Origin of the sequence: Enterobacter chinensis, assembly GCF_034008295.1 — a bacterium.
Classification (GTDB): Bacteria; Pseudomonadota; Gammaproteobacteria; order Enterobacterales; family Enterobacteriaceae; genus Enterobacter; species Enterobacter chinensis.
In genome coordinates this window covers 613,758-630,557 of the sequence record NZ_JARDVI010000002.1, presented here as the reverse complement: position 1 = coordinate 630,557, position 16,800 = coordinate 613,758, and the positions used below count along the sequence as shown (strand labels likewise).

Genomic DNA, 16,800 nt, shown 5'->3' with positions numbered 1-16,800 from the left:
CCGGTCAGGCGAAGCAGCCACCTGCAGTATCAAATCTGAAACGCTATCCGTTTCCCATTCGGTAACGTCACATCAATGCTCATTTCACCGCCGAGCGCACTAACGTAGCGTTTGAGCGTTGAAAGCCGGGGATCGTTTCCCGGTTGTTCGATTTTCGCTACAGTGGGTTGTTTTACCCCCATTGCCTCGGCGAGTTCTGTCTGAGAAACCTTGAGCTCTTCCCGCAGTTGGTTCAGGGCAACAATTCTGCGCATCACGTCAACTTTAGCCGCAATACGCTCCTGACTTTCCGCGCTCTGTTGCGCCATGAGTTCTTTTAGCGTTGCCATATGGCCTCCTTATCCGCCAGATGTCTGCTGTACTCAACATCAGCCAGCGTAATCATTTCTTTATAAAACCGTTTTTGATTGCAACCGGTTTTGTCTCCAGCACAGAGCACAATTGCTTTACGTTCAGGATCAAAAGCAAAAAAGGCTCTGATGGGATTTCCCGCATGCTGAATACGTAACTCTTTCATGTTCGCATAGGCTGAAGCCTTAACGGTGTCTACGAATGGCCGCCCAAGCGTTGGGCCAAACTCGGCAAGGATATGCATCGCCGCCAGCACATCTTCTTTCAATGCCGTTGTTTGTTCAAAGAACCATTTGTCAAATTTGTCCGTTGTCTCGACGTTCCACATCGTTTCTCCTGTAGCTTCCTCGCTGCTTTAATTTATAGCCTATTGGCTATAATGACAATCAGAACATCTCGTTTTGTCATCCAGCGATCTTTATCGTGACTCCCCTCCCAAATCTGTTTTGATCCACAGGATCTTTAATTTGTAATCGATTACTTTTTATTTGAACTGTTTTGTAATCGATTACTTTTTCTGGGTGAGGCTCATCATGGTGTCAACAACTGAAAGTAGTGGAAAGGCGATAGCACAGCACCGGCTGCTGGTTCCGCGGCTGTCGTTAATGATGTTTTTGCAGTTTTTTATCTGGGGTAGCTGGTCGGTTACGCTTGGCCTGGTGATGACCCAGCACAACATGTCTTTGCTGATTGGCGATGCGTTCTCCGCTGGGCCAATCGCCTCTATTCTCTCGCCGTTTGTGCTCGGCATGCTGGTGGATCGCTTCTTTGCCTCACAGAAGGTGATGGCGGTGATGCATCTGGCGGGTGCGGCGATTCTGTGGTTCGTGCCGGGCGCGCTCGTTGCTGAAAACGGCGCGCTGCTGATCGGCCTGCTGTTTGGCTACACGCTCTGCTACATGCCGACGCTGGCGTTGACCAACAACATCGCGTTTCACAGCCTGGCGAACGTGGATAAAACCTTCCCGGTGGTGCGCGTGTTCGGCACCATCGGCTGGATCGTCGCGGGCATTTTCATCGGCGTGACCGGCGTGGCGTCCAGCGTGACCATCTTTCAGGTGGCGGCGGCCAGTTCCGTACTGCTGGCGCTTTACAGCCTGACGCTGCCGCACACCCCAGCCCCCGCTAAAGGGCTGCCGGTTAAGGTGCGCGATCTGTTCTGTGCGGATGCCTTCGCGCTGCTCAAAACCCGCCACTTTTTCGTCTTCTCCGTCTGCGCGATGCTGATATCCGTCCCGTTGGGCACCTACTACGCCTATACCGCCTCATACCTGGCGGATGCCGGGATTGCCGACGTCAGCACCGCCATGTCCTTCGGGCAGATGTCGGAGATCGTCTTCATGCTGGTGATCCCGCTGCTGTTCCGCCGTCTGGGCGTGAAATATATGCTGCTGATCGGCATGCTGGCGTGGTTCGTGCGTTACGCCATGTTTGCCCTCGGCGTGAGCGAAGAGTGGCGATTCCTGCTGTATATCGGCATTCTGCTGCACGGCGTGTGCTATGACTTCTTCTTTGTGGTGGGTTTTATCTATACCGACCGCGTGGCGGGCGAAAAAGTAAAAGGCCAGGCGCAGAGCATGATTGTGATGTTCACCTACGGCATCGGGATGCTGCTCGGCTCGCAGATTTCCGGTGCGCTCTACAACCGCCTGGTGGCGGGTCAGACCGTGCCGCAGGCGTGGGTGACATTCTGGTGGATCCCGGCGGTGGCCGCCGCGGCGATCGCGCTGATTTTCCTTCTCACGTTCAGGTATGACGATGACAAGGCGTAATGTTCAGGAGGTGGTATGAGGACGATGAAAGGACCTGGTATTTTTCTGTCGCAGTTTATTGGCGAAAAGGCACCGTTTAACTCGCTCGACGGGCTGGCTGGGTGGGCGGCAGGTAAAGGCTATAAAGCGGTGCAGATCCCCTGCAACCATCCGCACATTTTTGATGTGGAGAAAGCCGTAGAGAGCCAGACCTACTGCGATGAAGTCACCGCTAAGCTGGCCGCACAGGGGCTTGTCATCAGCGAGCTGTCGACCCATCTGGAAGGGCAGCTTGTGGCGGTAAACCCGGCTTACAGCGACGCGTTTGACCATTTCGCGCCCGCGTCAGTGCGCGGTAACGATGCGGCCCGCCGGGCGTGGGCCACGGAGAAACTGAAGCAGGCGGCGATTGCCTCCGCCAGATTGGGCCTGAAAGCGCACGCAACGTTCTCCGGCTCGCTGGCCTGGCCGTTTTTCTACCCGTGGCCACCGCATAACGAGCAGTGTTTCCAGGACGCGTTCGGGGAGCTGGCAGCCCGCTGGTGGCCGATTCTGGATACCTTCGATGAACAGGGCGTTGACGTCTGTTTTGAGCTGCATCCGGGAGAAGATCTGCACGATGGGGTGACCTTTGAGCGTTTTCTGGCGCTGGTGGATAACCACCCGCGCTGCAACATCCTCTACGACCCGAGCCATATGCTGCTGCAGCAGATGGACTACCTGGCCTTTATCGACATCTATCACGCGCGCATCAAAGCATTCCACGTGAAGGATGCCGAATACCGCGCCAGCGGGCGCAGCGGCGTGTATGGCGGCTATCAGCCGTGGATCAACCGTGCCGGTCGCTTCCGCTCGCTGGGCGACGGGCAAATCGACTTCAAAGGTATCTTCAGCAAGCTGACCCAGTACGACTATGACGGCTGGGCGGTACTGGAGTGGGAGTGCTGCCTGAAGGACGGTGATACCGGCGCGAGTGAGGGCAGCGCGTTTATCCGTCGCCACATTATCCCGGTCTCCGGGCGCGCGTTTGACGATTTCGCTGCAGGAGGCAAGCATGATTAACGTCGGGATTATCGGCAGCGGGTTTATCGGCCCGGCGCATATCGAGGCGCTCAGGCGCATGGGTTTTGTCCAGGTCGTCGCGCTGTGCGACAGCACGCTGGCGCAGGCGCAGGAAAAAGCGCGTCGGCTGAACATACCGCACGCCTACAGCAGCGTGGAGGCGTTACTCGCCCATCCCGATCTGCACGTGGTGCACAACTGCACGCCAAACCACCTGCACGCCGAGATTAACCGCCAGATCCTGCGTGCGGGAAAGCACGTCTTTTCCGAGAAGCCGCTGTGCATGACCCCGGACGAGGCGCGCGAGCTGGTGGCGCTGGCCGAGCAGGCGGGCGTGGTGCACGGCGTCAGCTTTGTTTATCGCCAGTTCGCGATGGTGCGCCAGGCGGCAAGCATGATGCGCGGGGGCAGCATCGGGCGGCTGTTTGCCGCGCACGGTAGCTACCTGCAGGACTGGATGCTGCTGGAAACCGACTACAACTGGCGGGTGGATGCCGCGCTCGGCGGCGCATCGCGCGCGGTGGCGGACATCGGCTCCCACTGGTGCGATACGGTGCAGTTCGTCACCGGGCGACGCATCACCGAGGTGATGGCCGATCTCGCCATCGTCTGGCCGACGCGCAAAGCCAGTATGTCGGGCAATCAGACCTTTACCCATGATGCGCACGCGCAGTATGAAGACAAGCCGGTCACCACCGAAGACTTCGGCTCGGTGCTGTTCCGCTTCGACGACGGCAGCAAGGGCAGCTTCAGCGTCTCGCAGGTGAGCGCGGGTCGCAAAAACCGCCTGACGTTTGAGATCAACGGCAGCGAGCGGTCGGTGGCGTGGGATCAGGAGATCCCGCAGCGGCTGTGGATTGGCCATCGCGCGCAGGCGAATCAGACGCTGAGCGACGACCCGAGCCTGATGAACCCTGACGTGGCCGACAGCGCCCATTTCCCCGGCGGGCATATTGAAGGCTGGCCGGATGCCTTTAAAAATATGATGGCGCAGTTCTACCGCGCCGTGCAGGCGGGCGCAATGCCGGATCGGCCTGCGTTTGCCACCTTCCATGATGGCGAAAACGTGATGTATATCATTGATGCAATAGTAAAAAGCCATCAGCAACAGCGCTGGGTTCGCGTGGCGCAATGACGCGTTGCCCGGTTCGCCGGGCAGCGAATTTATGGTAGCCTGCACAAAACGCTAACCGCAGGATGTGTCGTCGCTATGTCAATTCAGAAAATCGCCCAGCTGGCCGGGGTCTCCGTGGCGACGGTTTCCCGCGTGCTCAACAACAGCGATACCGTGAAAGCAAAAAACCGCGATCGCGTCCTGCAGGCGATTAAAGAGAGTAACTACCAGCCTAATCTGCTGGCGCGCCAGCTGCGCACGGCCCGCAGCTATATGATCCTGGTGATGGTCTCGAACATTGCTAACCCGTTCTGCGCCGAGGTGGTGAAAGGCATCGAAGAAGAGGCCGAGAAGAACGGCTACCGCATTCTGCTGTGCAACTCTGGCTCTGACATTGAACGCTCCCGCTCGGGCTTAAGCCTGCTGTCGGGCAAAATCGTCGACGGCATTATTACCATGGACGCCTTCTCGAAGCTGCCGGAACTGGCCGCGCTGATAGGTTCTGCCCCCTGGGTGCAGTGCGCCGAATACGCCGATGCCGGGACGGTTTCCTGCGTGGGGATTAACGACGTCGATGCGTCGCAGCATGCCGTCAGCCAGCTTGCTGAAGGTGGCCGCCAGCGCATCGCCATGATCAACCACGATCTCAGCTATAAATACGCCCGGCTGCGCGAGCGCGGCTACAAGAGCGTGATCCACCTTAAAGACCTGGAGTATCAGGCGGTGGAGTACGCGAGCGAACTCAGCTCCCGCGCGGGAATGGCCGCCATGCAAAATCTGCTGAAGGAAAACCCGCCGGACGCGGTATTTGCCGTTTCCGACACGCTGGCGGCAGGGGCCTTGCGCGCTATTCAGCAGGCGGGGCTGCGCGTGCCGGAGGATATCGCAGTTGTCGGTTTTGACGGCACCGAGCTGGCGGACATGATTTCGCTGACCACCATTGAGCAGCCGTCGCGGGATATCGGGCGCAAGGCGGTCGATCTGCTGATGAACAAAATCGACAACCCGGATGCGCCCACGGAAAGGGTGATGCTGGACTGGCGCTTTATTTCCCGCGCCAGTGCCTGATTATTTCGCCATCACGCCCGCCAGGGAGCGAATATCGTTCCCGGTCGGCGACTGGTGAATACGCAGACCAAATTCATCCACTACCGCAAAAATATGGTCGAAGATGTCGGCCTGAATCTCCTCATATTCCGCCCATACCACCGTATTGGTGAAAGCATATATTTCAATCGGTAAACCCTTCGCGTCAGGCGCTAGCTGGCGCACCATCAGCGTCATATCTTTACGAATACGCGGATGGTTACGCAGATATTCATTCAGGTAGGCGCGGAAGGTGCCAATATTGGTCATCTTGCGCAGGTTTAATACCGATTCGCCTTCGCCGTTCTGCTGATTCCACAGGTTAATTTCTTCATGTCTCGCGGCCAGATAGGGCTTCAGCAGCTTCGCCTGAATCAGCTTCTGCTGCTCCTGCTCGTCGAGAAAATGAATGCTGGTGGTATCAATATTCAGGCTGCGCTTAATGCGTCGCCCGCCGGAGGCAGACATGCCGCTCCAGTTGATAAAGGCGTCAGAGACCAGCGCCCACGTCGGAATGGTGGTGATGGTATTATCGAAGTTGCGCACCTTAACGGTGGTCAGGCCGATGTCCGTCACCGTGCCGTTAGCGCCGTATTTTGGCATCTCCAGCCAGTCGCCAAGCTTGAGCATATCGTTGGCGGAGAGCTGAATACCGGCGACTAGCCCCAGTATCGGGTCTTTAAAGACCAGCATTAACACCGCCGCCATGGCGCCCAGGCCGCTTATCAGAATCGCCGGAGACTGGCCGATCAGCAGGGAGATAATCAAAATCCCCACCAGAATGGCGCTCACCAGCTTGATACCCTGGAAGATCCCTTTCAGCGGCAGCTGCGACGCGGTGGCCATTTTCTGCGACAGATTGAAAATCACGTCCAGCAGCGAGAAGAAGGAGAGCAGGGCATATACCATGACCCAAAGTTTCGCGCAGGTGGTGAGAATTTCCGCCGCTTCGCTGCCTTTTTGCAGCCACAGCACCGCCTGAACGTTAACGATTATCCCCTGCAGGGTAAAGGCCACCCGATGAAATAACTTGTTCTGCGTGATGATCTGCAGCCATAAATGGCTGCTGGCCTGCGCGCGCTTCTCGAAGGCCCGCAGCACCAGCTTGTGCAGAATAAAATGAACGATGATGGCGGTAAGAAAAATAATACCAAAGATAATCACTAAAGAGGTTGTGTGATTAATTTCAATCCCTAACTCTTCAACCTGAGCAATTAATTCCTGCATAACGTCTCCTGTATTGATGCAGCCCCATAATGGCGGCTGCGGATCTATTATGCAAATTCACGGGCTTATTTGGCGGCCTGACAGACCTTCACTACCGGCAGGCTCAGGCGATGGCGCATGCGCAGCGTCGCCAGCGCCAGCACCACCATCATGGCCGTTTCCACCATCAGGAAGGTGTTAACCGCCTGGGTGTAATCCCCGTGATGGTGTTGCAGCGCGTGCAGCAAGATTGCGCCAAAGATGGCCGGACCCAGCCCCAGCGCGGCCTGCTGCAGCGTGCTCAAAATAGCGCTCGCGGCCCCTGCGTCGTCAGGCTGAATATCGCGCATCCCGATGCGATAGAAGCTGTTCACGATCAGCGCCTGCCCGTAGCCCACCAGCCCGGTCGCGGGGGCCAGCGTCAGCGCGGTGTTGTTCATGCCCCACAGCCGGAACGTCGCCATCAGCGCCAGCAGGCCGGCAATCTGGATCGCCAGGCCCGTCAGCAGAATGGTGCTGGTGCTGTAGCGGGCAATCAGACGCGGCGCGAACCACGCGGAAATAAAGTAGGTTACCCCCAGCGCAATAAAGCTGTTCCCGGACTGCCACGGCGCCATCCCCAGACCGGTTTGCATGGTCAGCGCCATGCAAAACATAAACCCGGACCAGACGCTGAAAAAGAGCATCGCAATCAGTACGCCAAAGCGAACGCTGCGAAGCGAAAGCAGGCGCGGTGGGATCAGCGGGTGGGCATTCTCACGCTCTTTTTTGCGCGCATTCAGCGCCATCAGCCAGGCCAGCGGGATAAGGGCGAGAAGCATCGCCTTCAGCGGCCAGGACCAGTGCCACTGTGGGCCAAGCGCCATCGGGAACAGCAGGCAGCAAAGCATGATGGCCAGCATCACGGTGCCAGCCCAGTCGATGCGAGACGGCGTCTCACGACGGGTTTCCGGTACGAAACGGCGGCTCAGCGCCAGTACCACCAGGCAAATCGGTACGTTGATAAAAAAGGCGTTACGCCAGCCCAGCCCGGCGATATCCGCCGACACCAGCCAGCCGCCGCCCATCTGGCCGACGATAAACGCAATCCCGCCGATGCCGCCAAACAGGCTGATGGCTTTTGCGTGAGCGGTACCTTTCAGCGTCACGTGCAGCGTGGCAAGAATTTGCGGCATGATCAGTGCGGCTCCTGCACCCTGAACGATGCGCGCGGCCAGCAGTTGTTCAATGTTCCCCGCCATGCCGCACAGCAGCGAGGTCAGGCCAAAGATCCCCACGCCCCACATAAACAGACGACGACGGCCAAAATTATCCCCCAGCTTGCTGCCGAGGGCGAGGCAGACGGCGAAGGCCACGCCGTAGAGGGCGACGATCAGCTCCAGCTCGGTGGCGGTGGCGTGCAGTGAATGGGTGATAGCGTCCAGCGCCACGTTGGTGATTGAGGTATCAATCATCGGCAGCATCTGTCCGGTTAACAGCAATATCAGGCCAGCGCGACCCGGTGAAACAACTGACGTATTCATGGTAACTCCATTGCGTCATTCAACAGATGGTCGTAGCATCAACCATCTAATAAACGGGTACCAGTTCTTGCTTATACTGGTACTGGCACTACCATGCAGGGGGATTTATGGCGCTGATGTCTGAACCTGTCGTCTCACTTAAGGACGACACCCGAAAACAGCTGGGGGCATTTTTGCGTGCCCGTCGGGAAAGCCTCGATCCGCAGCGCCTCGGTTTACCGCGCAGCGGCCGCCGCCGCACGCCGGGCCTGCGCCGGGAAGAGGTGGCGATGCTCGCGGATGTGGGCGTGACCTGGTACACCTGGCTGGAGCAGGGCAGGGACGTCAATCCTTCCAGCGTGGTGATGGCCGCTGTCGCAAAAGCGCTGCAGTGTACTCCAACCGAAGCCCGACACCTGTTTGTGCTGGCGGGGTTACCGCCGGGTGAAGCGCCGCAGGCGGTCTGCTGCGAGGGCATTAGCGAAGGCACGCGCCGCCTGCTGGATACGCTGATGCCGAAACCTGCCAGTATTCAGAAACCAAACTTCGATATCGTGGCGTGGAACGACAGCTTTGGGCACCTGATGGGCGTGGATTTCAATGAAATTCCACCAGAAGACCGCAACTGTATTTACCTGTTCCTCACGCATCCTGCGTGGCGCGCGCGTCTCGGCAGACGCGACGATGTGCTGCCGATATTTGTCTCCTATTTCCGGGCGGCGATGGCCGAGCACCGGGGCGACCCGCTGTGGGAGGCCAAGCTGGCGCGCTTCTTTGCAGTGTCAGAAGAGTTTAAGACCCTGTGGCACCAGCGCAACGACGTGCGCGGCGTGGAGAACCAGCTCAAGCTGTTTACCCATCCTGAGCTGGGGGAATTTACGCTGCAGCAGATGTACTGGTACTCCGCGCCGCGAAACGGGTCGCGGCTGCTGGTGTATTTACCGGTGGATGAAGCGGGGGAGCGGGCGATGGAATGGCTGGCGGAGCAGGGTAAATAAGTTTTTTGCGAGACGCTTTCAGGGAATCAACGCGGATCCGGTTCTGCCTGTTTAAAGCGCGTAAGGTGAGACACGAGAGGCTAAATTAGCCTTTAATACAAATTGCCTTATATGCTAATATCATCAGGGATGAAAAACCGTGTTCAGACTTATTGTTCATGAGGCGGTCAGGGAAGAGATTCTCTCACTGCCTGCTGGGGTACAGGCGAAGCTGATTCGCCAGATTGATAAATTACGCTCTAACCCGACAGTACTGAGAGAACCTGACAGCAAACCCTTACCCTATGGTTTGTTTGAAATCAGAACCGTCGGGCTGATCCACACCCGTGGGATCTACGTATATCAGCGGGAAAAGACAATTTTTCTGCTGCGGGTATTTATCAAGAAAACGCAAAAAATGCCCTCTGCTGAACTCCGTCTGGCATTGAAACGACAACAGGAGATGTTGGATGAGCAAAAAGATTATTGACTGGGATGAACTAAGAGCGGAGCTGTTAAGCGATTCAGACGTTCAGGCTTCTTTTGATGCCGAAGAACGCAAAGAGCGCTTGCGCGAAATGTTGGCGCAATGGCGAAACCAGGCTGGCCTGACGCGTGCTCAGGTTGCAGAAAGAATGGGCGTCAGCGCACCAACGGTTTCCAGAATGGAAGCGAATATTACCCGGGCGAGCCTTGATACGTTAACGCGCTATGCGCTGGTGTGTGGGGTGAAGCATCCGCAGATTACGCTTTATTGAAAACTGGCACGCCGGAACCCAGCGTGCCAGAAGGGATTAGCACTCGGTCACAATCGTGCTCAGCGGCAGGCGGGATTTCGGCAGCGTGGCGTTGAAATCTTCCACGCTGTGATGCCCAACTGGCACCACCACCAGGCTGGTAAAGCCTTTCTCTTTCAGGCCAAACTCTTCGTCGAGGATCGCGGCGTTGAAACCTTCAATCGGTACCGCGTCCAGACCCATTGCGCCAACGCCCAGCAGGAAGTTGCCGACGTTCAGGTAAACCTGCTTCGCCATCCACTGGTCGTCATCTTTCAGATCCACACGGTGCATGTCGGCAAAGTAGGTACGGCCCTTGTGGTTTGCGGCTTTGGCTTCCGGCGTGTTGAAACGACCATCTGCTTCTTCCTGGTCTACGACGCGTTCCAGCCAGGCGTCATCCAACGCGGTTTTCGCGCAGAACACCACCACGTGAGAAGCATCCAGCATTTTGCGTTCGTTGAACACGAAGGTGCCCGCGGCGGATTTCGCCACACGCGCTTTACCTTCCTCGGTGCTGGCGACAATAAAGTGCCACGGCTGGGAGTTGGTGCTGGACGGGCTGTACTGCAGCAGGGTTTTGATTTTTTCCGCTTCTTCAGCGGTCAGTTTTTTGGCTGGGTCGAACGCCTTGGTGGAGTGGCGTTTCAGGGCGACAGAAATGATATCCATAACAACTCCTGGTGATGAAATTCGCCCGCGTGCGGGCGCGAAAGGGGAGCAGATTACAGCGGGACGCGGAAAAAGATAAGTGCAATTCGAGCGTTTACTCTGTTCGTCTCAGACGAACAATCAGACCGGCCTGATCCACTTCTGGTCTTTTTTGGGCAGTTTATCCACCACCAGATTCCAGGAATCATTGATGAGGTCGGTCACCAGTTCCGGGGTCACATCGTCAGTGCCGTAAAGGGAAATCCAGTGCTTTTTACTCAGATGGTAACCCGGCTCTATCCCGCGATAGATCTGCTGATTGAGCAGGGATTTCTCCGGGTCTGACTTCAGGCTGACGTGCGGCCGTCCGTGCGCGAGCGCCATAATCATGAAAATTTTTCCGCCCACTTTGAAGACATCAAACTCCGGCCCAAACGGCCAGCAGTGTTCGGTGAACGGCAGCTCCAGCGCCACGCGTTTTGCGTGCTCCTGCAATGTCTTATTGTCCATCGCTCTCTTCCTGGGCAAGCCCGCGCCACATCACCTCAAAACCGAGCGCTTTAAAATCAACGGCGCGGGAAGGGTCGCGAGTGGCAAATTCCATCGTAGATTCGGCCAGCGATAAGAAAAGCGCATCGCCGAACGTTTTAAATTCATCTGACATAAACACCTGACGCACCGAGCGGCGGCAGAGTTCATGCAGCTCGGGGAACATCTCTTTCACGGCGTGTTCGGTCTCGGCGTTGATCTTCTCGCTGACGCCAAGCTGGCGAATAGCGGCGTGCGAGAGAGGGTTTTTGATCCCCCAGTCAACATAGCTGTTCCAGATGTTTCGCGTATGCTCTTTCGGTGTGGTGAGGCTGCGATCCAGGTTGGACAGCATTGCCTGGCAGAGATCCTGCTTCAGGTGCAGGTAGAGGGCATTCAGCAGATCGTCTTTCGTAGCAAAGTAGCGAAACAGAGTCCCTTCGGCGACGCCCGCGTTTCGGGCGATTAACGCCGTTGAGGCGGCAATACCTGACTGTGCAAATGCCACCGTTGCGGCTTCCAGTAAGGCCTGTTTTTTATCTTCACTCTTCGGACGTGCCACTAAATTTTTCCTCCTGTCAATTATAAAAACCCCGATTGAAACACGTGCTTTGACACGCTGCAACGCGGAATGTCAAAGATCGAAAACGTCTTGACGACTTTATCATCATATCTATAATGAGTGCTTACTCACTCATAATCAAGTTTACCCCGCGCAAACTATCGGATGGCGCGCGTTTTCGGGTCAGGATATGAAAAAACCTCTCTTCATCTGCGTGGTGTTAATCATGATTATTGCTTCAGTTGCGAGTTTGCCGTTTGTTCTGAATGCCGGATTTGGCCAGCCGCCGCAGGGTGAGCAGCTCACTGAAGTGGAGGCCTCCCCGCAGTATCGCGAGGGAAAATTCCACAATACGCTACCGACGCCGGGCTATAACGGTGACAAAAGTATGCTGGTTGCGACGTGGGATTTTCTCACCAAAAAAACCGAAAACGCCCGCCCGGCCCAGCCGCTGCCGCTGGTGAAAACCGATCTTGCAAGCCTGCCGCTGGAGCAGGATACCCTGGTGTGGCTCGGTCACTCCTCGTGGTACCTGCAGCTCGCGGGCAAACGCATCCTGATTGACCCGGTTCTTGGCAACTATGCCGCGCCGTTCTCGTTCCTTAATAAAGCCTTTGCCGGCGAGTATCCATGGCGCGCTGAAAGCATGCCGGAAATCGACCTGCTGATTATCTCGCACGATCATTACGATCATCTGGATTACGCCACTATCAGGGCGCTACTGCCGAAGGTGAAGCGCGTGGTGACGCCGCTGGGCGTCGGATCCCACCTGCGCTACTGGGGAATGAAGCCTGAGATTATCGACGAGCGTGACTGGAACCAGTCGGTGCGCATCAGCGATGAACTGACGGTGCATGTTCTGCCGGCGCGTCACTTCTCGGGGCGCGGTATCAAACGCGATCGGACCTTGTGGGGCAGCTTTATGTTCGTCACGCCAGAGCAGAAGGTTTACTACAGCGGTGATTCCGGTTACGGCCCGCATTTTAAAGCCATCGGCGAGCAGTTTGGCAGGGTTGACCTGGCCATCATGGAAAACGGGCAGTACGACCAGGACTGGAAGTACATCCACATGCTGCCGGAGGAAACGGCGCTGGCTTCGGCGGATCTGAACGCGAAAGCCGTGGTGCCCGGGCATAACGGACGCTTCGTGCTGGCGAAACACGCCTGGAACGACCCGCTGATCCAGCTGGCCAACGCCAGCAAGGGTAAAAATTATCGGCTGCTGACGCCGGAGCTGGGCGAGCCCGTCCGGGTGAGTGACACCACACAAACATTTCGTGCGTGGTGGGAATAATGTTTAAGCGAGAAGCAGAGGGGGAGAGCTGTATGACCATTTCCGCTCAAGTCATCGACACTATCGTCGAATGGATCGACGACAACCTGCACCAGCCATTACGGATTGAAGAGATTGCCCGCCACGCGGGTTACTCAAAATGGCACCTGCAGCGGTTGTTTATGCAATACAAAGGGGAGAGTCTGGGGCGTTATATCCGTGAACGCAAGCTGCTGCTGGCGGCGCGAGACCTGCGTGAGTCGGACGAGCGCGTGTATGAGATCTGCCTGCGCTACGGGTTTGACTCACAGCAGACGTTTACCCGCATCTTCACCCGCACGTTCAACCAGCCGCCTGGGGCGTACCGCAAAGAGAACCACAGTCGGACGCATTGAACGCAAACGCAAGCCGGGTCAGGCGTAGCCGCCACCCGGCTTTTTTTATTGGCTTACGACGCCAGTGAAAACCAGCGACGCCAGACGAAACGCAGCACAAAGAATTCGATGGCACCCAGCAGTAAAAACCACACGCAAAACAGAATAGTATAGAGCTGGTTAAGGTCGACCATATGAAAGGTCTGAACCAGCTTCTGGGCCAGCACCAGCCCAAGCGAGGGTGCAGGAAGCAGCAGGCACGAAAGCAGCGCCAGCAATAAAATGCCGCCTGCTGTGAGCAGCGATTCTAACGGGTGTTTCATCGTAATGTTAATCGTCAGTTAAAAATGTCATTGTCCGGCATCCCGGAACGTAAAGCAATATCAACCCGGCGTACGTTTTTTGAATAAACGAACGCGCTATTCTGCGAATAAATAACAGAAAAAATAATAATTCGACTAAAGCGATAAGATTATTATCGCGTAATGTAAATAAACGTCTGTATCAGGAAAATAATTTTACAAACGTATAGGTGCTATATCCAATTAACGTGGCAATAACAATGGCCACGATAACGTATAACACCAGTCGACGTCCGCGATAAATACCCATCATGGTTTCCCCTCGTTTAGTGTTGGTTTAGACATATTTTGTAAAAATCAGCTCATCGAAATAGTTTTAAACAGTTTTGAATAACCGAGAAGTCATTATATTGCGGTAGATCAATTTTACCCGCAAGACTTTAAAATGAATTTATTTAAGTCCGAAAGGAATTCAGACTTCTGTTCACCGGATATTGAAGGAAAATAAGATGACCGAAAAAAAGATTTCTCCAAACATGCCGCCTTCCGGCGGGTTGGCATACCAGCAGACCGTAGAGCAGGTGCTTGCTCACACGCAGAGCCAGGCCAGCGGCCTGGACCGTGCAGAAGCACAGGCGCGTCTGCAAAAAGTGGGGCCGAACGCGCTGCCGGAGAAAAAAGGTAAACCCGCCTGGCTGCGTTTTTTAGCCCATTTTAATGATGTTCTGATTTATGTCCTGCTGGCCGCCGCCGTATTAACGGCAATAATGGGCCACTGGGTTGATACGCTGGTTATTTTGGGCGTGGCGGTGATTAATGCCTTAATTGGCCACATTCAGGAAAGTAACGCGGAAAAATCCCTGAAGAGCATTCGCAATATGCTCTCCAGCGATGCGCGCGTTATTCGCAACGGCAGTCACGAAACTATCCCCACAACTGAAATAGTCCCGGGCGATATTATTGTATTACGCGCAGGGGATCGTATTCCGGCAGATATGCGTTTAATCGAGGCGCATAATTTACGCGTGGAAGAGGCTATTCTGACCGGTGAATCCACCGTCGTGGATAAACACACCGGCCCGCTGAGCGGAGAATTGCCGCTGGGTGACCGCACGAACCTGGTCTTCTCCGGAACCACCGTGAGCGCGGGCGGAGGCGTCGGCGTGGTGATTGCCACCGGGCAGGAGACCGAGCTTGGCCACATTAACCAGATGATGGCGGGCATTGAAAAGCACCGCACGCCGCTGCTGGTGCAGATGGACAAGCTGGGCAAAGCGATCTTCGCCATTATCCTCGTCATGATGGCTGCGCTGTTTATCTTCAGCCTGGTGTTCCGCGAGATCCCGATGGGCGAGCTGCTGCTCTCCCTGATTAGCCTGGCAGTGGCGTCCGTACCGGAAGGGCTGCCGGCCATTATCTCCATCATCCTCTCCCTGGGCGTGCAGGCGATGGCGCGCAAGCGGGCTATCATCCGCAAGCTGCCGACGGTTGAAACCCTTGGCGCGATGACCGTGGTCTGCTCGGATAAAACCGGCACCTTGACCATGAACGAAATGACGGTCAAAGCCATCATCACCGCCGACACCTGCTACCGCGTGGACGGCAACAGCTACGAGCCGGCGGGTAACATTTACCTGGAGGGCAGCGACGAGCCGGTGCAGATCCAGCCGGGCACCGTGCTGGAGCAGTACCTGCGCACCATCGACCTGTGTAACGACAGCCAGCTGATTCAGGACGAGCGCGGTCTGTGGGGTATCACCGGTGGGCCAACCGAGGGGGCACTGAAGGTGCTGGCAGCGAAGGCCAACCTTGAGCCGGTCATGACCACGCTGGTTAACAAGATCCCGTTTGACTCGCAGTACAAGTACATGAGCACCCACTATCGGATTGACGGTGAGGAGCAGATACTCATCACCGGCGCGCCGGACGTCCTTTTCGCCCTGTGCGCGCAGCAGCAGACCCGCCACGGCGCGGAAGCTTTCAACCGTGCGTACTGGGAAACCGAGATGGAGCGCTATGCGCGTCAGGGGCTGCGCATGGTCGCGGCGGCGTTCAAGCCGGCCAACGGCGAGCAGACATTAACGCACGACGATCTGAGCCACGGCCTGATCTTCCTCGGCATCGCCGGGATGATGGATCCGCCGCGTCCGGAAGCGATTGACGCGATTAACGCCTGCCAGCAGGCGGGGATCCGAGTGAAGATGATCACCGGCGATCATCCACAGACGGCAATGAGCATCGGCCAGATGCTGGGGATCGTCAACAGCGAGCAGGCGGTGACCGGCTACCAGCTGGAGAAGATGGACGACGCCGAGCTGGCGGACGCGGCGGTGAAATATGACATCTTCGCCCGTACCAGCCCGGAGCATAAGCTGCGCCTGGTGAAAGCGCTGCAGGACAAAGGCGAAATCGTCGGCATGACCGGCGACGGCGTGAACGATGCGCCGGCGCTGCGTCAGGCGGACGTGGGCATCGCGATGGGCATCAAAGGCACGGAAGTGACCAAAGAGGCGGCGGACATGGTCCTGACGGACGATAACTTCGCCACCATCGCCAGCGCGGTAAAAGAGGGGCGTCGCGTTTACGACAACCTGAAGAAGACCATCCTCTTCATCATGCCGACCAACCTCGCGCAGGGTCTGCTGATTGTGATTGCGCTGCTGGCGGGGAACATCATTCCGCTGACGCCGGTGCTGATTTTGTGGATGAACATGGCGACCTCCGCCACGCTCTCCTTCGGCCTGGCCTTTGAAGCCGCCGAGCGCAACATCATGCGCCGTCCGCCGCGCCAGACCGGGCAGCACGTGATGGACGCCTACGCCGTCTGGCGCGTGGCCTTCGTCGGCACCATGATTGCCATCGCCGCCTTTGCGCTGGAAGCCTGGCTGGCCCCGCGCGGCCACAGCGCGGAGTTCATCCGCACCGTGCTGCTGCAGATGCTGGTCTGCGCCCAGTGGGTGTACATGATTAACTGCCGCAACACCGAAGGGTTCTCCCTGAACCGCGGCCTGCTGGCGAACAAAGGGATCTGGCTGGTCACGGGCGTGCTGTTCCTGCTGCAGGCGGCCATTATCTACCTGCCGTTTATGCAGATGCTGTTCGGTACCGAAGCGCTGCCGCTGCGCTACTGGTTTGTGACCCTGGCGGTGGCGGGCGTGATGTTCTTCGTCGTCGAAATCGAGAAGCGACTGACCCGCAGGTTCCGCAAGGCTGCATAACTTTTTGCCCTCACCCTAACCCTCTCCCGCAGGGAGAAGGAACTCAGACCTCCCTCTCCCTGCGGGA

18 protein-coding genes are annotated in these 16,800 nt (G+C 56.8%); 10 read left to right on the top strand and 8 right to left on the bottom strand.

What is annotated here, in order from left to right; genetic code table 11:
- Positions 1 to 29 precede the first annotated feature (29 nt).
- Both PYW49_RS07965 and PYW49_RS07960 read right to left on the bottom strand, forming a co-directional pair.
- Positions 30 to 329 (bottom strand): helix-turn-helix domain-containing protein, encoded by a 300-nt coding sequence (locus tag PYW49_RS07965; protein ID WP_211446115.1) that lies wholly within the window; start codon positions 327 to 329, stop codon positions 30 to 32.
- Positions 317 to 679, bottom strand: coding sequence for a type II toxin-antitoxin system RelE/ParE family toxin (locus tag PYW49_RS07960; RefSeq protein WP_320386180.1), 363 nt, complete (start codon positions 677 to 679; stop codon positions 317 to 319). The genes PYW49_RS07965 and PYW49_RS07960 overlap by 13 nt, the downstream gene beginning before the upstream one ends.
- Before the next feature lie 205 nt (positions 680 to 884).
- Here PYW49_RS07960 and PYW49_RS07955 point away from each other — a divergent pair, with 205 nt between their 5' ends.
- The 4 genes from PYW49_RS07955 to PYW49_RS07940 all read left to right on the top strand — a co-directional run bounded on the left by PYW49_RS07955 (position 885) and on the right by PYW49_RS07940 (position 5,346).
- Positions 885 to 2,123 (top strand): MFS transporter, encoded by a 1,239-nt coding sequence (locus PYW49_RS07955; RefSeq protein ID WP_320386179.1) that lies wholly within the window; start codon positions 885 to 887, stop codon positions 2,121 to 2,123.
- 15 nt (positions 2,124 to 2,138) lie between these two features.
- On the top strand, positions 2,139 to 3,164 hold the full coding sequence (locus PYW49_RS07950) for a sugar phosphate isomerase/epimerase family protein (protein ID WP_320386178.1): 1,026 nt from the start codon (positions 2,139 to 2,141) through the stop codon (positions 3,162 to 3,164).
- A complete protein-coding gene (locus tag PYW49_RS07945) occupies positions 3,157 to 4,299 on the top strand; it encodes a Gfo/Idh/MocA family protein (protein WP_320386177.1) in 1,143 nt (380 codons plus the stop codon). The genes PYW49_RS07950 and PYW49_RS07945 overlap by 8 nt, the downstream gene beginning before the upstream one ends.
- Before the next feature lie 75 nt (positions 4,300 to 4,374).
- Complete coding sequence (locus tag PYW49_RS07940) at positions 4,375 to 5,346, top strand: LacI family DNA-binding transcriptional regulator (protein ID WP_320386176.1); 972 nt, start codon at positions 4,375 to 4,377, stop codon at positions 5,344 to 5,346.
- On the opposite strand, the gene PYW49_RS07935 is transcribed toward PYW49_RS07940, so the two are convergent.
- Both PYW49_RS07935 and PYW49_RS07930 read right to left on the bottom strand, forming a co-directional pair.
- A complete protein-coding gene (locus tag PYW49_RS07935; protein ID WP_320386175.1) occupies positions 5,347 to 6,591 on the bottom strand; it encodes a mechanosensitive ion channel family protein in 1,245 nt (414 codons plus the stop codon).
- Between the two features lie 65 nt (positions 6,592 to 6,656).
- The gene (locus tag PYW49_RS07930) at positions 6,657 to 8,093 is read right to left on the bottom strand and encodes an MFS transporter (RefSeq protein WP_320386174.1); all 1,437 of its coding nucleotides are present in this window, start codon (positions 8,091 to 8,093) and stop codon (positions 6,657 to 6,659) included.
- Between the two features lie 107 nt (positions 8,094 to 8,200).
- On the opposite strand from PYW49_RS07930, the gene PYW49_RS07925 reads away from it, so the two are divergent.
- The 3 genes from PYW49_RS07925 (at position 8,201) to PYW49_RS07915 (ending at position 9,807) form a co-directional block, all read left to right on the top strand.
- Positions 8,201 to 9,070 (top strand): helix-turn-helix transcriptional regulator, encoded by an 870-nt coding sequence (locus tag PYW49_RS07925; RefSeq protein ID WP_320386173.1) that lies wholly within the window; start codon positions 8,201 to 8,203, stop codon positions 9,068 to 9,070.
- A gap of 139 nt (positions 9,071 to 9,209) precedes the next feature.
- Positions 9,210 to 9,539, top strand: coding sequence for a type II toxin-antitoxin system RelE/ParE family toxin (locus tag PYW49_RS07920; RefSeq protein WP_320386172.1), 330 nt, complete (start codon positions 9,210 to 9,212; stop codon positions 9,537 to 9,539).
- A complete protein-coding gene (locus tag PYW49_RS07915; RefSeq protein WP_063432519.1) occupies positions 9,520 to 9,807 on the top strand; it encodes a helix-turn-helix domain-containing protein in 288 nt (95 codons plus the stop codon). Before PYW49_RS07920 ends, PYW49_RS07915 begins: the two co-directional genes overlap by 20 nt.
- A 36-nt stretch (positions 9,808 to 9,843) precedes the next feature.
- On the opposite strand, the gene nfsB is transcribed toward PYW49_RS07915, so the two are convergent.
- The 3 genes from nfsB to PYW49_RS07900 all read right to left on the bottom strand — a co-directional run bounded on the left by nfsB (position 9,844) and on the right by PYW49_RS07900 (position 11,566).
- Entirely contained in the window at positions 9,844 to 10,497 is a 654-nt protein-coding gene (nfsB, locus tag PYW49_RS07910) for an oxygen-insensitive NAD(P)H nitroreductase (RefSeq protein WP_320386171.1), read from the bottom strand.
- Between the two features lie 120 nt (positions 10,498 to 10,617).
- On the bottom strand, positions 10,618 to 10,986 hold the full coding sequence (locus PYW49_RS07905; RefSeq protein WP_134348540.1) for an MmcQ/YjbR family DNA-binding protein: 369 nt from the start codon (positions 10,984 to 10,986) through the stop codon (positions 10,618 to 10,620).
- Positions 10,976 to 11,566, bottom strand: a complete 591-nt coding sequence (locus PYW49_RS07900; RefSeq protein ID WP_134348539.1) for a TetR/AcrR family transcriptional regulator — start codon at positions 11,564 to 11,566, stop codon at positions 10,976 to 10,978. The genes PYW49_RS07905 and PYW49_RS07900 overlap by 11 nt, the downstream gene beginning before the upstream one ends.
- Before the next feature lie 190 nt (positions 11,567 to 11,756).
- Between PYW49_RS07900 and PYW49_RS07895 the strand changes: the two genes are divergently transcribed.
- Together PYW49_RS07895 and PYW49_RS07890 are read left to right on the top strand one after the other, a co-directional pair.
- Positions 11,757 to 12,860, top strand: coding sequence for an MBL fold metallo-hydrolase (locus PYW49_RS07895; RefSeq protein ID WP_320386170.1), 1,104 nt, complete (start codon positions 11,757 to 11,759; stop codon positions 12,858 to 12,860).
- Positions 12,861 to 12,892: 32 nt separating this feature from the next.
- Positions 12,893 to 13,234 carry a RamA family antibiotic efflux transcriptional regulator gene (locus PYW49_RS07890; RefSeq protein ID WP_047347388.1) on the top strand — a complete coding sequence of 114 codons (342 nt, stop codon included), beginning with the start codon at positions 12,893 to 12,895 and terminating at the stop codon, positions 13,232 to 13,234.
- Between the two features lie 53 nt (positions 13,235 to 13,287).
- Here the strand turns inward: PYW49_RS07890 and PYW49_RS07885 are convergent, their stop codons facing one another.
- A complete protein-coding gene (locus PYW49_RS07885; RefSeq protein WP_013097677.1) occupies positions 13,288 to 13,536 on the bottom strand; it encodes a DUF1158 domain-containing protein in 249 nt (82 codons plus the stop codon).
- A gap of 488 nt (positions 13,537 to 14,024) precedes the next feature.
- On the opposite strand from PYW49_RS07885, the gene PYW49_RS07880 reads away from it, so the two are divergent.
- Positions 14,025 to 16,733 (top strand): cation-transporting P-type ATPase, encoded by a 2,709-nt coding sequence (locus tag PYW49_RS07880; protein WP_320386169.1) that lies wholly within the window; start codon positions 14,025 to 14,027, stop codon positions 16,731 to 16,733.
- Positions 16,734 to 16,800 lie beyond the last annotated feature (67 nt).

What these genes read in the sequence shown, in the direction of transcription:
- PYW49_RS07965 (WP_211446115.1), bottom strand. Translation starts at nt 329, where the DNA reads ATGGCAACGCTAAAAGAACTCATGGCGCAACAGAGCGCGGAAAGTCAG.
- PYW49_RS07935 (WP_320386175.1), bottom strand. Translation starts at nt 6,591, where the DNA reads ATGCAGGAATTAATTGCTCAGGTTGAAGAGTTAGGGATTGAAATTAAT.
- PYW49_RS07905 (WP_134348540.1), bottom strand. Translation starts at nt 10,986, where the DNA reads ATGGACAATAAGACATTGCAGGAGCACGCAAAACGCGTGGCGCTGGAG.
- PYW49_RS07960 (WP_320386180.1), bottom strand. Translation starts at nt 679, where the DNA reads ATGTGGAACGTCGAGACAACGGACAAATTTGACAAATGGTTCTTTGAA.
- PYW49_RS07915 (WP_063432519.1), top strand. Translation starts at nt 9,520, where the DNA reads ATGAGCAAAAAGATTATTGACTGGGATGAACTAAGAGCGGAGCTGTTA.
- PYW49_RS07925 (WP_320386173.1), top strand. Translation starts at nt 8,201, where the DNA reads ATGGCGCTGATGTCTGAACCTGTCGTCTCACTTAAGGACGACACCCGA.
- PYW49_RS07890 (WP_047347388.1), top strand. Translation starts at nt 12,893, where the DNA reads ATGACCATTTCCGCTCAAGTCATCGACACTATCGTCGAATGGATCGAC.
- PYW49_RS07930 (WP_320386174.1), bottom strand. Translation starts at nt 8,093, where the DNA reads ATGAATACGTCAGTTGTTTCACCGGGTCGCGCTGGCCTGATATTGCTG.
- PYW49_RS07885 (WP_013097677.1), bottom strand. Translation starts at nt 13,536, where the DNA reads ATGAAACACCCGTTAGAATCGCTGCTCACAGCAGGCGGCATTTTATTG.
- PYW49_RS07955 (WP_320386179.1), top strand. Translation starts at nt 885, where the DNA reads ATGGTGTCAACAACTGAAAGTAGTGGAAAGGCGATAGCACAGCACCGG.
- nfsB (WP_320386171.1), bottom strand. Translation starts at nt 10,497, where the DNA reads ATGGATATCATTTCTGTCGCCCTGAAACGCCACTCCACCAAGGCGTTC.
- PYW49_RS07940 (WP_320386176.1), top strand. Translation starts at nt 4,375, where the DNA reads ATGTCAATTCAGAAAATCGCCCAGCTGGCCGGGGTCTCCGTGGCGACG.
- PYW49_RS07950 (WP_320386178.1), top strand. Translation starts at nt 2,139, where the DNA reads ATGAGGACGATGAAAGGACCTGGTATTTTTCTGTCGCAGTTTATTGGC.
- PYW49_RS07895 (WP_320386170.1), top strand. Translation starts at nt 11,757, where the DNA reads ATGAAAAAACCTCTCTTCATCTGCGTGGTGTTAATCATGATTATTGCT.
- PYW49_RS07880 (WP_320386169.1), top strand. Translation starts at nt 14,025, where the DNA reads ATGACCGAAAAAAAGATTTCTCCAAACATGCCGCCTTCCGGCGGGTTG.
- PYW49_RS07945 (WP_320386177.1), top strand. Translation starts at nt 3,157, where the DNA reads ATGATTAACGTCGGGATTATCGGCAGCGGGTTTATCGGCCCGGCGCAT.